The following is a 13,846-nucleotide window of genomic DNA, read 5'->3' as shown; positions in this document are numbered from 1 at the left end:
TGCCAGCGCTCGCGGGTGCTCTGCGCGCGTCTGCCCTCGCGGATCGGTGGTCCCAGGGGCGGCCAGCAGGCGCTGTGCGCCAGGACTTCCCTGTGTGCCGCCTCGCCGAGCAGGTGCCACAGGGTACTGGTGGGCCGTCGGCGAGGTGCCTGCTGAGTAGGTCCTTTTCCCACGGCCCCCAGCCCGAACGACGCATGCGACTTGTCACCGCACGTCGCTCTCCAGTGACTACTCCGTGAGTGCTGGGACGGGTTTGCTGCCGTGGATGTCCGCGTGACAGCTTTCGCAGACCACAAGGGTTTTGCGGTGTCGTGCGGCCATGAGGTCTGCCCACGGCGGCCGGTTTCCTGGTCGTCCGAGGTCGGCGAGCTTGGCAACGTGGTGGACTTCCATCTCGTCGATCCGCCCGCATGCCTCACACCGTCCGGCGAGGAGTCGGGTGACCAGCTCCTTGCGTTTGGTGTTGACCGGGGCCAGCCGACGGTCGTTGATGACCGTCTTCTTGTCTCGTCGCAGCGGGATCCCGCCGAACCGTCCGACCAGTGGCTTCCTGCCGGTGCGTTCGACGCGGGCCTCGAAGCACTTGCGTTGCCCGTGCGGTGTCTCGATGGTGGCCGCGTAGGTGCGGGCCATCATCGACACCGTCGAGCGGTGCTTGTTGGCGAGCGTCATCAGCATCGAGGTCTCCATGACCCATTGCAGCCGGGCGAGTCGGAAGACGTCGCCGGCCAGCAGGTAGTACTGGACGATGCCGCGGTACTCGGACCCGTAGGTGCTGATGATGACGTGGTCGTCCTGGTTCAGCAGTTCGGGCCGTCGCGCGGGTTTGCCGCGCTGCATGTACTGGGCCTGCTTGGCAGTTACCACCGAACGAGGGACACGCAATCTGATGACCCCATTGACGGAACGTTTTCCGCCGGTGATCTTGCGGTCGTTGTGATGCACGGTGATGTCGTAGCCAAGAAACCTCGCCGCCTCGGTGCGGGCGTGTGTGATGAGGGTTTTCTCCGGCGATAGTTCCAACCTGAGTTCGTCACGTAGGAATCGTGCCAGACGCCTCTTGATTTCCTCGGCCTCTGCCTTCGGCCCGGCGAACCCGAGCAGGGTGTCATCGCAATAGCGCACATACCGCAGCCTTCGGTAGCCGGGATCCTGAGTATCCATGCTGGGAATGCTGCGGAGTTGCTTGCGCAGCTCCCGAAACTGAGTGCGGTCGCCGCGCTTGCGGGCGCGTTGCATCGCCGCCCACACCCTGAAGAAGGCGCGGTTCGGCTTCCTGATCCTGCCCCGGGTGTATTTCGGGATCAGAACTGTCTCGACGTACTCGTCCAACTTATGCAGGTAGATATTGGACAAGATCGGTGAAACAATGCCGCCTTGCGGGCTCCCGCTGTGCGTGGCGTTCCAGACCCAGTCCTCCATGTATCCGGCCTTGAGCATGTTGCGCACGAGCCGAAGAAATCGGTTGTCGTGGATTTTCTCGCCCAGGATCCGGAGCATGACCGAGTGGTCTAGCTGGTCGAAACACTGGGCGATGTCTCCCTCGACGAACCAGACTGTCCCCGTCCAGGTGTTGGCCACGTCGCGTAAGGCCGTGTGGCAGCCCCGGCGGGGACGGAAACCGTGAGAGGAGCCGGAGAACGTCGGCTCGAAATACGCCTCAAGGAGCAGACGGATCACCTCGCCGACGAGCTTGTCACTCCAGGGCGGCAGGCCGAGCGGCCGCAACTTCGTGCTGGACCGCGCCTTCGGGATGTAGACCCTGCGAGCTGGGCTCCACCGGTACCGCTCGTGGCGCAGTACGTCGATGACGTGCCCGATCTTGCCCAGCGACATGCCGTCCGCGGTCTCCCCGGTGACCCCGGGCGTCATCGCTCCCTTGTTGGAGTATAAACGCCCGTAAGCCAGCAGATACAACTGCGGATTGAAGAGCTGTCGATACAGTTCATTGCACGGCAGGCCACGCCTGCCGCGTTCACGGAGGACACCCAGCACCGTTTTGGCGCTCTGCATTTCGCATACCTCTCAGCTCTAGAGTGTCCGATCACCTGGCCCCCTTCGCCCGATGCGGACGGCTTTCCCGTCCTCCTTGGCCGGTCGTGACTCCGGCGACTACTACGGGGCCTCCGTCACCATAGGAAGATCTCCTCCCGTAGGCGATCCCATGTTCGTCCTTGTCGTACGTCCTAGCGTGATGTAGGTGCCCAACTCATTCCCTTGAATGCCCTCGCTGGGCATCGCTCCACACTCCGGAGGTTGCGTCGGCCATGGCATAAAGCCATCGCAGGGCGCGGCGTCGGTTTCAGGTATCTTTCCGACGGACTCGACCTTCAGTCTTCTGGGAATTTGGGTTCAGGCAGTTCAGCTTTCACCGTGTCACGCGGGTCCCTCGATGCCCCGTCTCCGATACCTGAGTCCGGTCATCGATTTCCTGGCATGCTCTGGTCCCCATCACCGTTTCCGGATTGGGTAAGCCATCAGACCCAAGAACCTCCCTCCAAATTCCTCCCGGCTGAACCGGGGATACGACAAGGCGCCGCATGGCGCACTGCCAGCGGTCCGCGACCTGTACGACATGGGGTGCCGCGTCGGTGATGGCCTGGGCGAAGCTGCCCGCCCCGTCCCGGCACACCACCTCGAATCCCGAATGCTTGCGCAGCCAGGTGGCGACCGGCTGCTTCGCGCGGTCCGCGAGCACGTCGACACGTGCGCCCGTGGCGGCGTCGATGATGATCAAGGCGTAACGGTGTCCCCGGCGCAGGGCGAACTCGTCGATGCCCAGCACGCGCGGGACTGCCGCCGACGGCACGGGGATGCGCATCAGGCAGTTCAGGACGGTTGCCCAGGACAGCGCGCAGTGCAGCACGGCCAGCAGTCGGGCCCCGGCCGATCCCGCCAGCGCCACGGCCACAGCGTTCACCACGTGCTGCAGGGCCGGGGTGCGCCGCTGGTAACGCACCGTCAACCCGGTACCTGCTCGGCGAAGGTGGTCTTGGGACAATCGGAGTTCTCGCAGTACAGGCGGCGCACCGACAGGTCGATGACGACGGCCCGACCACCCACCGCCTCGTCCGCGACATGCCGCACGTACCGGGAGTGCGCCCAGTCCGACTCCGTCCCGCACCCCGGAAAGACAGCTGCGGCATCGTCCCGGGTCCGGGCCGCGATTCGCAGCAGATCACCGCTGGCCTCCACACGATCGACCCGTGCCGCGGCCAGCTGCGGTAACAGGTCTTCCAGCCGTATCGCACACACCACCAGGATGACGCCGCCAACCAGCCGACATCACAGGCCAGTTGACCCGATCAACGGCTACGAAAATCTTGGAAGACCCAGTGACCGTACAGTCCCTATGCAGGCCACCGGGATCCGGCGGGTCTGCAGCACCTGCTGAACGGTGCCCGCTGGGACGCGGATGCAGTGCGGGACGACGTGCGCGATCACGTCGCTGAACGGCTCGGCCCGGGCGGGGTACTGATCGTGGATGACACCGGCTGTGTGCCACGAGGCGCTGAGGGTCGAGTGGGAGGGGGAGCCCATCGCTGGTCATCGCAGTGACCGGTTGAAGCTGGAGACAGGCTAGACCCCAGGTCGGGGGCGAGGCCGGAAGCAGTCTCGACAACGTAGGGGCGGACCGAGACCACCAGACGGTCCGTGCCCGCAAGCGAAGACGGAATGGGTGTAAGGAAACTGAACCAGCGTTTGAAGCCCCGTGAGTCGTCAGCGGCCTGCCGAACCTGGTGGATGGGCCGCGCTGCGGCGCTGGAGAGTGCTCTATCCGGTGGCCTCTCCTCTCTCGTCGCCTTGAGCCTGTGGGCGGCGGGAGGCCCGGACCAAGACTGCGATGTGCGGTCCGTGGCGATGCCGTCGGGGTAAAGCTGGGCACCGAAGCCGTCGCAGAGATCCTCAGTGAACGTGGGAAGCGACCTGGCATCGCCCTCCCCGCCCGGCAGCCGACCGGGCGGCGGGCAGGCGCGACGCTCGCCGATGGGGCCGGGTCGTGGCGGAGTCGCCGTAGTACTCCGAGGACGGGAAAGCCGTCCGCATGGGGAAGGGCGACAGCATGATGGCAGCAGAGATGCTGTCGGGGAGGGACGTTGTTGAACAACGACGCGCCGCCGCAGACGTGGCCGAGCATCTTCGCGGCCGAGCGGCGGGTACTCGATCATCAGCTCAAGCTGCACCGATGGGCAAGGAGCGATCCGAACCGCCGGTTCGCTGACGTATTCAACTTGATCTGCGACCGGGCCACGCTGTTGGTGGCCTGGGAGCGGGTGTCCGGCAACCGGGGTGCCAGGACAGCGGGCGTGGACGCGGTCACCCGCTACCACGTCGAGGAACGCCTGGGGGTGATCCCGTTCCTGGAGGAGCTCCGCTCCTCACTCAAGGACGGGACGTTCCAAGCACTGCCGGTCAAGCAGGCGGTGATCCCCAAGAAGAACGGCAAGGTCCGTTACCTGGGAATCCCGACTCTGCGGGACCGGGTCGCGCAGATGGCGCTCAAGCTGGTCCTGGAACCGATCTTCGAGGCCGACTTCTACCCGTCCAGTTACGGGTATCGGCCCGGCCGTCGGGCCCAGGATGCCATCGCCGAGATCCACCACCTCACCAGCAGGCCGTCGAACTACGAATGGGTCGTCGAGGGCGACATCAAGGCCTGCTTCGACAACGTCGATCACCACGTCCTGATGGACCTGGTGGCCGAACGCGTCAAGGACCGCAAGGTCCTGCGGCTGGTCAGCACGTTTCTGCGGGCCGGGGTTGTCGAACTGCACGGTGGACTCGCGGAGACCCTCACCGGGACTCCGCAGGGCGGGGTCGCCTCCCCGCTGCTGGCCAACATCTACCTCTCCGTCCTGGACCGGCACTTCGCCCGGACCTGGGACGAGGAGATGTCCCCGGCCTGGCGTCGGCAACACCGACGCCGACGAGGACTGTCGAACTTCCGGCTGGTCCGTTACGCGGATGACTTCGTCGTGCTCGTGCACGGCACGAGGGAGGACGCGGAAGCGATCAAGACGGAGATCGGCATGTTGCTGGCCGACAGGCTGAAGATGACCCTCTCGGAGGAGAAGACCCACATCACCCACATAGACGACGGCTTCGTCTTCCTCGGCTTCCACATCCAGGCGAAGACCCGGGGCGACGGTCGCCATGTCGTGCTCACCATCCCGTCCAAGCAGGCGTTGGCATCGGTGATGCACAAGATCAAGAAGCTGACGGAGCGGGGCACGACCCTGCTCTCGTTGGAGGCGGTGCTGCGGACGGTCAACCCGGTCCTGCGGGGCTGGGCGGCCTACTTCCGCTACGGCGCATTGAAGAGGACGTTCTCCTATCTCGGCCACTACGCGTGGTGGAGGATGATCCTCTGGATCATGTGGAGAGCCGGATGCTCGGCCAACGGCACGTCCGGTTCGGCGGGCGGGGACGGGAAAACCGACACCCGAAACGGTGCACGGCGTCCCGTCCCCGACCCAACTCATCAAGAAGGGCACCACCTCGGCCGGGGTGTCCAGGCAGTACACCGGCACCTCGGGAAAGATCGACAACTGCCAGATCGGGGTGTTCGCCGCTTACGCCACCGCCCGCGGCCGAGCCCTGGTCGACCGTGAGCTCTACCTGCCCAAGTGCTGGACGAAGGACCGCGAGCGGTGCCGGGCGGCGAAGATCCCCGACGACCGGGCGTTCGCCACCAAAGGCGAGCCGGCCAAGGCACTGGTGCGTCGCTGCCTGGCAGGTGCTCTTCCGGCCTCCTGGGTCACCGCCGACGAGGCTTACGGGCAGGACTGGTCCTTCCGCTACCTGCTCGAACAGCACGACATCGGCTATGTCGTGGCCGTGCCGAAGTCCCAGCAGATCAAGTCCCTGGCCGGCTTCTGGCGCATCGACCAGCTCATCAACGACGCCCCCGGTGACGCCTGGCAGACCCTCTCCTGCGGCGATGGCGCCAAGGGGCCGCGCGTCTACGACCGGGCGGCGGCCAAGCTGCCCGCCAACATCGTCTTCGACCCCGATCCGCCGACCCATCACCGCTGGGTGATGGCCCGCCGCAGCCTGTCCGATCCCAACGAACTCGCCTACTACCTGGCCTACGCACCGGTCGGGGTTGAGATCGACGAATTGGCCCGTGTTGCCGGCTCACGCCGGGCCATCGAGGAGTGCTTCCAGGCTGCGAAGAACGAGTGCGGCCTCGACGAGTACGAGGTCCGCCGCTACGTCGGCTGGTGGAGTACTAGCCGTCACCAACGCGCTCGCCGATGCCATTCCGGAACTTCTGGATCAGTCGCAGCTAGGCCAGGGCCATGGGCCGTTCAGGTAGTTGTGCATGGCGTTCCAGCTGTAATCCCAGTGCGTGGTGTCGGATTGGCACGCAACGTACCCGTACCACAGGTGGTTGGGATCGTCTTGATACCAGGTGAGGAGGGTCTTCTCATAGAGAAAGAAATGCTTAAGCCTATTGCCGCACCTGGACCAGGCGAATGCCTTCAGGTTCGTGTCCTCAAGGCCGATACTGGCAAGGTCCTCTGCACTGAGTCCCGGCCAGCAATAGTCGAGATCCCAGGGGCCTTGATAGATATTGCCAGATGGATCCAGTTGCACGAACCGGTTCCCTGCAGTGAAGTAGTAATAACCGTCGTGGTCGATGGTGGCGCAATCGATTCCATTGGCCCAGGTTTCCTTGTCCGCTTGACTGTAGGCCCCACTGCGCACTTTTGCGAGACCCGGGAAGGAATCGATTGTAGTCGGCCCCCACGTAATACTGGTTCCGGCCTCGTTCGTTGCCACAGTATTTTGGCCTTTGAATAGGAACCACATGGCGACGGCAGCGTTCCAGGCAGTCGTGTCCACTCCGCCGTTAAACTGCGTAAGGCTCTGGAGGGCGGGAAATCCATTTTGAGACCTGAAGTCAACCGGAGTTGTGATGAAACTGTTTCCCTCGTATTTCGTGGAAAAGAATATCGACTGAACGGGTGGACTGACGTTGGGATTGGAGTTGTTGGCGGTGAAGCTCCAGTGATTCCGGTATTCTATGATTGAGTTTACGTTCCAGAACCTCAGTTCATTCACAGGGTCGGGAGGGTTCCATGACCCTGGGGGTGAGAAGCCCGGGTCAGGTGATGGAACCACGGATGGCGCGGGAATGTACCCGTCCAGCTTGACCTGGCCGTCTGAAACGTCGCGCGATACCGCTTTAATCGACTCCGCTTCCGCTTGAATATATGCGGAGACCGCCTCGAAGAGTGGCGCGAGCTCCTCGATTACCTCCATGGAATACTGGAGCACTTGCTTGAAGAAAGCCTCCATGGTTGAAATCCAGCTGACCGCATCTTTGGTCAGATGAATGGTGTAGTGAAGGCCGTGCAATTCGGTGTAGACCCCAGTGAATCCAGAGTCCAATTCGGATCGCATGATTTCCCTGGGCAATCCGGTGTGTTTTGAGGGCAGGAATATGGGTGTAGTACCTTCCGCGAAACGGGGCATGCTTGCCTCCTTGGAACAGCGGGCTCCGGAACTCTCGTGAGAGCTCCTGGCGTCCGGTCTGATCCCGCATGGCTGGGGACCGTTGAGCCCGTGGGTCAGGACGGAAGCGGCGGTAGTCGGGTCGCCCGGTCGGGTGTGGCGGTAGGGAACGCACCCTCCGGTCGGGTAGCGGGGACGCGTTACTACGCCCCTGCTCCCTTGGAACCGTGCAAGCGACTCGCCGGCATTGACTTCTCGGCTCTTGCCGTTCTCGCCGAGGAGTTGGGCTTTCCTCGTGGTTGGCTTACCAGCCATCCGCAGAGGTCGGAACTCGACGGGGTTTCCACGTCTGCACGAACGAGATGCGACTGGGTGGGTGCCCGCTCCACTCCGGGGCTGCGGTGGAGGCCGCACAGACCATTCCTGCCTTCCGGTGAAGGAGTCGAGATAGTCGCGCGGTAAGCGTTGCAACTGACATGGTCCGAGAAGTGGTATCGATAACGAGAGGTCCCGCTGGCGTGCACGCAGGCTGCTCACTATGCCCTCAGGGCCGCGCTTGACTATCGACTCATGTACCGTAATCCAGGCGCCTACCGCTCGCAAACGCTGCAGGGCGGATCCCTGATCAGCCATCCGCCACCGCCTTCTCACGACACGAGAACGCATCGCGCCTACCGTGCAGGGCTTCGGCGTAGTCGCATGACGCCCGGTTCGTGGCGCACTGCCAGCTCAGCGGCAGTGCTCTCGGAACGTGACAGGCACGGCTTCCAAGATCATGGAGTTCTCTACGCCCCGTGACCCAAGTGGAGGACTGTGTCTGCCGGCGTGTCATCTCTGGTCCTGTCTGCCTTTGACTAGCTGTGTGAGGATCCGCGGGTCGGGCGAGGGGTGTTCCCGGGCCTGCTGGAGTGGGTGGTCGAGGTGCTGGACTCCGCGTGATCGATGTGGGGGGTGTCACTGCCTGGCTGTCGTGTTCGTTCTCACCGTGTGTGTGGTGCTGGCTGGAGCGATTTTGCTGCTGGTAGTCGGGGAGTGGATTGGCGATGTTCTTGGGTGTGTGCTGGAACAGGTTGGTGGGGACCCGGTTCCGCTTGTGCCTAGCCTCCCTGTTTCGCTTTGGGTGGCTGCGATGGGTCGATCCCGGCGTGACCGGCAATTTTGGCTACTGGTCTGCGGTGGACATGGCGATGGCCCGGCGCTCGGCCGGGTTCTCCGGGTTCCTGGGGTCGTGGGTGGTCAGGGACGGTGACGGTGGTCAGGTGGCTGGTCGGGGCAGGGCGGCCAAGCAGTCGAAAGCGCGGGTCAGCTCATGTCGCCAGGGCCAGGTGGTGGCGATCCGCAGACGCAGGCGCCGTCCGCCGCGGGTGATACGGGCAGCTGCGTGCAGGATCCGGTAACGGAGCTTCTTCGGCTCGGCGGTGGCCAGTTCACCTTCCAGTAGCAGGGTGCGAGTCCAGGCGAGCAGGTCGGTGGCGGCGAGTGCGAGTTCGAGCCAGGTGGCGTTGATGGTGAAGTGGCGGGACGGGAAGCGGCCGAAGCCGGTGTTCTTGCCGTTGCGGATGCGGTCTTCGACGCGGGCGTGCGCGCGGTGGCGGGCTTCCAGGTACTGGGCTGTTCCGCCGCGGGAGTGGGGGGTGTCGGTGAGGTAGACCTGGTGGCGCATGCCTTCGTCGAGGTCGAACAGGGACAGTTGGGCGCCGGGGTGCGGGCGCTCGCGGCGGACGATGATCCGGGTGCCGTCCGGGTAGCCGGCCAGGTCGATCATGCCGGTCAGTTCGGCGACTTCGGCTCCGGTCCGCAAGCTCCCGTCCTGCTCGAGTGCGGGGTGCCAGACCTGGCCGGGCAGGGCCCGGATCGCGCGGCGGACCGGTTTGGTGATGGGGTGTCCGACCGAGAAGAACGTGCGGATGCCGCGTGCGCGCTTGGAGCGGATGTGGTGCAGGAAGGCTTTGGCGCCTCCGGCGGTGTCGGTGCGGACGAGGATGTCGGTGCCGTGGCGATGGGCATCGGGGATCTGGGCGAGGGCCTGGTCCAGGATGGTGATGTGGTCGGCTGCGCTGTTGGCTCCGGCGTTGCCGGGCCGTAGTAGTCCGGCGAGGGCTTCGCCGGTGTTGTCCAGGAAGCACAGCAGCGGGTGGAATCCGAAGCCGTGCTTGTAGGTGGCTGCCGCCTGCTCCTTCTCGGAATGGCAGGTGACCAGGGTGGCGTCGATGTCCAGGACCAGACCCGCGAGGTCGCGGCCGGCGGCGCGGGCAGACGGTATCCCCGCCCGGGTCTCGGCAGCTTGCAGCCATGCGACTTCCCGGGCTGTGGCTCTGGCTGCGCGCAGTGCGGACAGCGTCGTGGGATCGATGCCGGCCAGCAGCCGCCATGCGGTCGGTGTGGAGGCGACCGGGCCGAACACCGCAGGCTGGTCGCGCAGGACGGAGAGGTCACGGATTGCTTCGCCGCCGTCGGCGAGCATCACGGCCATGTCCACGGCGATCCGTCCGGGGGCGTGCCCGGTGCCACGTGGTCGCAGATGGCGCAGCGCGTTGGTGAAGGCGGCGGTCAGGCCGGTGGCGTCGGCGAGATCGGCCAGCAGCCGAGATCCTGCGTGGCTGATCACCCCGTGGCCGTCGGCCGAGACGACGAGCTTGGGGCGTGAGGCGGTAGTGTGCACGCAGAAAGTGCCTTCCTGCTGGAACGACAGAAGCCTTAGACAAGCCCTATCGTCCCAGGTCAGAAGGCACTTTCGTGTTTCCGCCCAAGATTCGGACGCCGCTCAAGCGAAACGGCCAGGCTAGGGCCTGTTCGGAGTTGTGATCAAGATGCGGGACGCCCCTCATGAGCTGGGGCCATCGCTCCGTCCCCTGAAGTCCCGGATCAAGGCGGTGGGGTCGCTGGAGGAGGTGAACTGAGGCAAGTCGGAAGTCTCCGCAGTGACACCTAGCCTCACGCTTTCACGAGGTGGGGTGTCCGAGGCTTGATCAAATAAGCAGAGAGTGCTCCTGACCTGCAACGATGGGACTTGTCTAGGGTCCTGTTGGCTGCACGGGAAGAAGCACTCTCCAGGTGAAGAAGCGTATCGGGTCGTATCCGCGTGTCCGCATCGAGGGCGGCGGCCGGGCGGTGGTCTCGCAGGCCGGGGGCGTTCTGCTGGTCGAGACCGTCCGCAGGGTCGGCTTGGACACCGCGATATCGGCGGCGCTGATGCCGTGGCGGAAGGCTCGGGCGGTGCACGATCCGGGCAAGATCCTGCTGGACGTGGCCCTGGCGGTCGCGCTGGGCGGGGACTGCCTCGCGGATGTCGGCATGCTGCGGTCCGAGCCGGCCGTGTTCGGACCGGTGGCCTCCGACCCGACGGTCTCCCGCCTCATCGACACCCTCGCCGCCTCCGGGGAGAAGGCACTGGCAGCGATCCGTGCCGCGCGGGCCGAAGTCCGCCGACAGGTCTGGCGGTTGGCCGGCCGGGACGCGCCTGATGCGGGCATGTCGGTGACCGTCGATCTGGACGGGGTGCTGGTGATCGCGCACTCGGACAAGGAGGACGCGGCCCCGACGTGGAAGCGGACCTACGGACATCATCCGCTGATGGGGTTCGTCGACCACGGACCGGGCGGCACCGGGGAACCCGTCGCGGCCCTGCTCAGGCCGGGCAACGCGGGATCGAACACGGCGGCCGACCACATCACCGCCGCCCGTCTGGCCCTGGCGCAGCTGCCGAAGGAGTACCGGCGCGGGCGCCGGACCCTGATCCGCACCGACTCCGCGGGCGGCACCCACGACTTCGTCGCCTGGCTCGCCCGGCGGGGACGGTGGCTGTCCTACTCGGTCGGCATGGTGATCACCGAGGCGATCCACCAGCATGTGCTGAAGGTTCCGGCATCGGCCTGGACGGCGGCCGTCGAGGCGGACGGCGAGATCCGTGACGGGGCCTGGGTCGCCGAACTCACCGGCGACGTCCTGGCCGGCTGGCCCAAGGGCATGCGGTTGATCGTCAGGAAGGAACGCCCCCACCCCGGAGCCCAGCTGCGGCTGACGGATGCGGACGGCATGCGGCTGACCTGTTTCGCCACCAACACCGACGGTCGGCCGATCGCCGAGCTCGAGCTCCGTCACCGGTTGCGGGCCCGGGCCGAGGACCGCATCCGCGCTGCCCGGGCCACCGGGCTGCGGAACCTGCCCCTGCACCGCACGGCCCAGAACCGGATCTGGCTGGAGATCGTACAGATCGCTCTCGACCTGCTGGCCTGGATGCCGATGCTCGCACTGACCGGCAAGGCCAGGCTCTGGGAACCCCGCCGTCTGCGGCTCCGCCTGTTCACCACGGCCGGGCAGCTCGTGACCACCGGCCGTCGCCGGATCCTCCGCCTGGCCCGGCACTGGCCCTGGGCAGGTCACATCACCGCAGCCCTCGACCGCTCGCACTCCTGCCGCACCCCGGCTGACCAGCGGATTCACCTGTCCCCGCGAGAGAACCCTCCAGCCCGGAGCAGTGGAACCCGGCGTCCACCCGAGACGACACTCGGGCTCCGAGCCTGCCCGGCCGCCGCCATCGGCAACAAGATGGGCCACCGACTCCGTCGGCGGCCCATCAAGAAAGATCGAGGCTAGATCACGACGCATCGCCTCTCTCATAGCGTCTATCAGGAGCCAGAGGGAATGTTGCGCTTCAGCGGCTGATCGCAGGGTTTCGTCTGGCCGCGGATTCCCCTGTTCCAGGCGTTTGACCTGTCCGTGAACCCGAGTCAGCGTCTCGTTCACCTCGTGAGCCGGAGCAATCACGGCGTCGGGGGCGATCATGAGGGCCTCGGACCAGCGGTTACGGTAGGTGTCCTTGGTTTCTTCCAGCGCCCGAATGTCCTCGTCCGAGGGCGCACGGTCTCGCATGACGTACAGGTGACGACTGAGGGCCGTGGCGAACTGCCGTGCATCCCGGTGCAGTTCCGAGTAGCAGCTCCGTCGCAGCTCACGGTTCTCGCGGGCCTCTTGGATAGCTTGGGTCATCTCCAACTCGCGTCTCTTGGCCCGGTCGGCACCTCGCTGGGTGAGCAACGCGCCCCCGAGCGTCCCCGCTACACCAGTCACCGCGATCAGCACCGACCCAACATCCATTGGATCACCGTAGACCGCCCCCTTCAGTGAGTACATGGAGACGGTCGCGGCGCGCCCTCGGCTGGCCTCCGTCAATGACCCGAAAGGCGCCCCAGGGAGGGGTCTGTCCAGCCAACGGTGTAACTCGGGTGGTGTGAGTTACTGACCTTGCTGGCGTGATGTCGTGGGGGTCGACAAGCTGTGCTTGTCGCAGTAGGCCGGTCACATGAGGTATCCGCAAGGGGGCGGGCTGACCGCGGAGCGACGGGCGTTTCGCGAGCACATCCGGATGCAGGCGGCCGAGTTGTTCGCCCTGGAACACGACAATGCAGCTATCGCCAGGCAGTTACGTGTCAGCGTGCGGTCGATACAGCGGTGGCACCAGGCATGGGAGCACGGCGGAACACCGGCCCTGGAGTCGAAGGGGCAGGCGTCCCAGCCCAAGCTGAGTGAGGCACTGTTTGCGGCGCTCGAGCAGGAGCTGGCCAGGGGGCCGGTAGCGCACGGCTGGCCGGACCAGACGTGGACGCTCGCGCGGATCAAGACGCTGATCGGGCGCCGGTTCCACAAGAGCATGACGCTGTCGGCCATCGCGCAGATGCTGCACCGCCACGGTTTCAGCCATCAGGTCCCCGCCCGCCGCGCGGTAGAGCGGGACGAGGACGCCGTCACCGGCTGGGTGAAGGGAACCTGGCCGCAGGTGGAAGGTCCGTGGCGGCGCTCGGGGCCTGGCTGTGCTTCGAAGACGAGGCCGGCTTCTCGATGACGCCGCCCACCGCCCGCACCTGGGCCCGGCGCGGCCACACACCCGTCATCCGGGTGCGGGGACGTTCCCAGCGCCGCTTCTCCATCGCCGCCCTGGCCTGCTACAAGCAGGGTGAACGCTCACGCCTGGTCTACCGGCCCAAACGCCACGTCGATCACAAGCGGGGCGGCAGACGCAGTTTCACCTGGACCGACTACCGCGACCTGCTCATCGCCGCCCACCAGCAGCTTGGCGCACCGATCGTGCTGGTGTGGGACAACCTGAACGTCCACAAAGACCATCGGCTGCGGGAGTTCATTGACACTCACGATTGGATCACCTGCTACTTCCTGCCGTCCTATGCACCCGACCTCAACCCCGTCGAGGGCATCTGGTCACTGCTGCGACGCAGCAGCCAGGCCAACACCGCATTCACCAACCCGGACCACCTCATGAGCGCGCTTCGCCACGGTCTCCGCCAGATCCAGTACCGCAGCAACCTCATCGACGGATGTCTCGCCGAAACCGGCCTCACCTTGACGACATCACGGCAACAATGTCAGT

At 65.5% G+C, this 13,846-nt stretch carries 5 protein-coding genes and 4 pseudogenes; 5 read left to right on the top strand and 4 right to left on the bottom strand.

What is annotated here, in order from left to right; genetic code table 11:
* Positions 1–228: 228 nt before the first annotated feature.
* The 3 genes from ACZ79I_RS00570 to ACZ79I_RS00560 all read right to left on the bottom strand — a co-directional run bounded on the left by ACZ79I_RS00570 (position 229) and on the right by ACZ79I_RS00560 (position 3,255).
* Complete coding sequence (locus ACZ79I_RS00570) at positions 229–2,013, bottom strand: reverse transcriptase/maturase family protein (RefSeq protein WP_471493055.1); 1,785 nt, start codon at positions 2,011–2,013, stop codon at positions 229–231.
* Positions 2,014–2,368: 355 nt separating this feature from the next.
* The gene (locus ACZ79I_RS00565) at positions 2,369–2,959 is read right to left on the bottom strand and encodes an ISL3 family transposase (RefSeq protein ID WP_471504667.1); all 591 of its coding nucleotides are present in this window, start codon (positions 2,957–2,959) and stop codon (positions 2,369–2,371) included.
* Between the two features lie 2 nt (positions 2,960–2,961).
* Positions 2,962–3,255 (bottom strand): transposase family protein, encoded by a 294-nt coding sequence (locus ACZ79I_RS00560; RefSeq protein ID WP_471493053.1) that lies wholly within the window; start codon positions 3,253–3,255, stop codon positions 2,962–2,964.
* A 99-nt stretch (positions 3,256–3,354) separates the two neighbouring features.
* Here ACZ79I_RS00560 and ACZ79I_RS00555 point away from each other — a divergent pair.
* From ACZ79I_RS00555 to ACZ79I_RS00545, 3 pseudogenes are all read left to right on the top strand, one after another.
* Positions 3,355–3,510, top strand: a pseudogene (locus ACZ79I_RS00555) (transposase); the annotation flags it as partial.
* Between the two features lie 749 nt (positions 3,511–4,259).
* A pseudogene (gene ltrA, locus ACZ79I_RS00550) lies at positions 4,260–5,366 on the top strand (group II intron reverse transcriptase/maturase); the annotation flags it as partial.
* 106 nt (positions 5,367–5,472) lie between these two features.
* Positions 5,473–6,228: pseudogene (locus ACZ79I_RS00545) on the top strand (IS701 family transposase); the annotation flags it as partial.
* A 2,488-nt stretch (positions 6,229–8,716) separates the two neighbouring features.
* Here the strand turns inward: ACZ79I_RS00545 and ACZ79I_RS00540 are convergent.
* Complete coding sequence (locus ACZ79I_RS00540; RefSeq protein WP_471493051.1) at positions 8,717–10,123, bottom strand: IS1380 family transposase; 1,407 nt, start codon at positions 10,121–10,123, stop codon at positions 8,717–8,719.
* 392 nt (positions 10,124–10,515) lie between these two features.
* Between ACZ79I_RS00540 and ACZ79I_RS00535 the strand changes: the two are divergent.
* Positions 10,516–11,891, top strand: a pseudogene (locus tag ACZ79I_RS00535) (IS1380 family transposase).
* Positions 11,892–12,763: 872 nt separating this feature from the next.
* Positions 12,764–13,846 (top strand): IS630 family transposase gene (locus tag ACZ79I_RS00530; protein WP_471493049.1). Its coding sequence is split into 2 segments (ribosomal slippage), with 1,084 coding nucleotides annotated over them: positions 12,764–13,289 and positions 13,289–13,846; the frame shifts between segments, so codons are not numbered across the junction. This gene is flagged as partial in the annotation.

The organism is Streptomyces sp. PSU-S4-23 (assembly GCF_055632315.1).
Note: the sequence above shows the minus strand (reverse complement) of the source record. Positions and strands in the feature narration are given on the sequence as shown.

Bases quoted from the DNA above. Each gene is read 5' to 3' on its own strand.
- ACZ79I_RS00570 (WP_471493055.1), bottom strand. From the start codon at position 2,013: ATGCAGAGCGCCAAAACGGTGCTGGGTGTCCTCCGTGAACGCGGCAGG.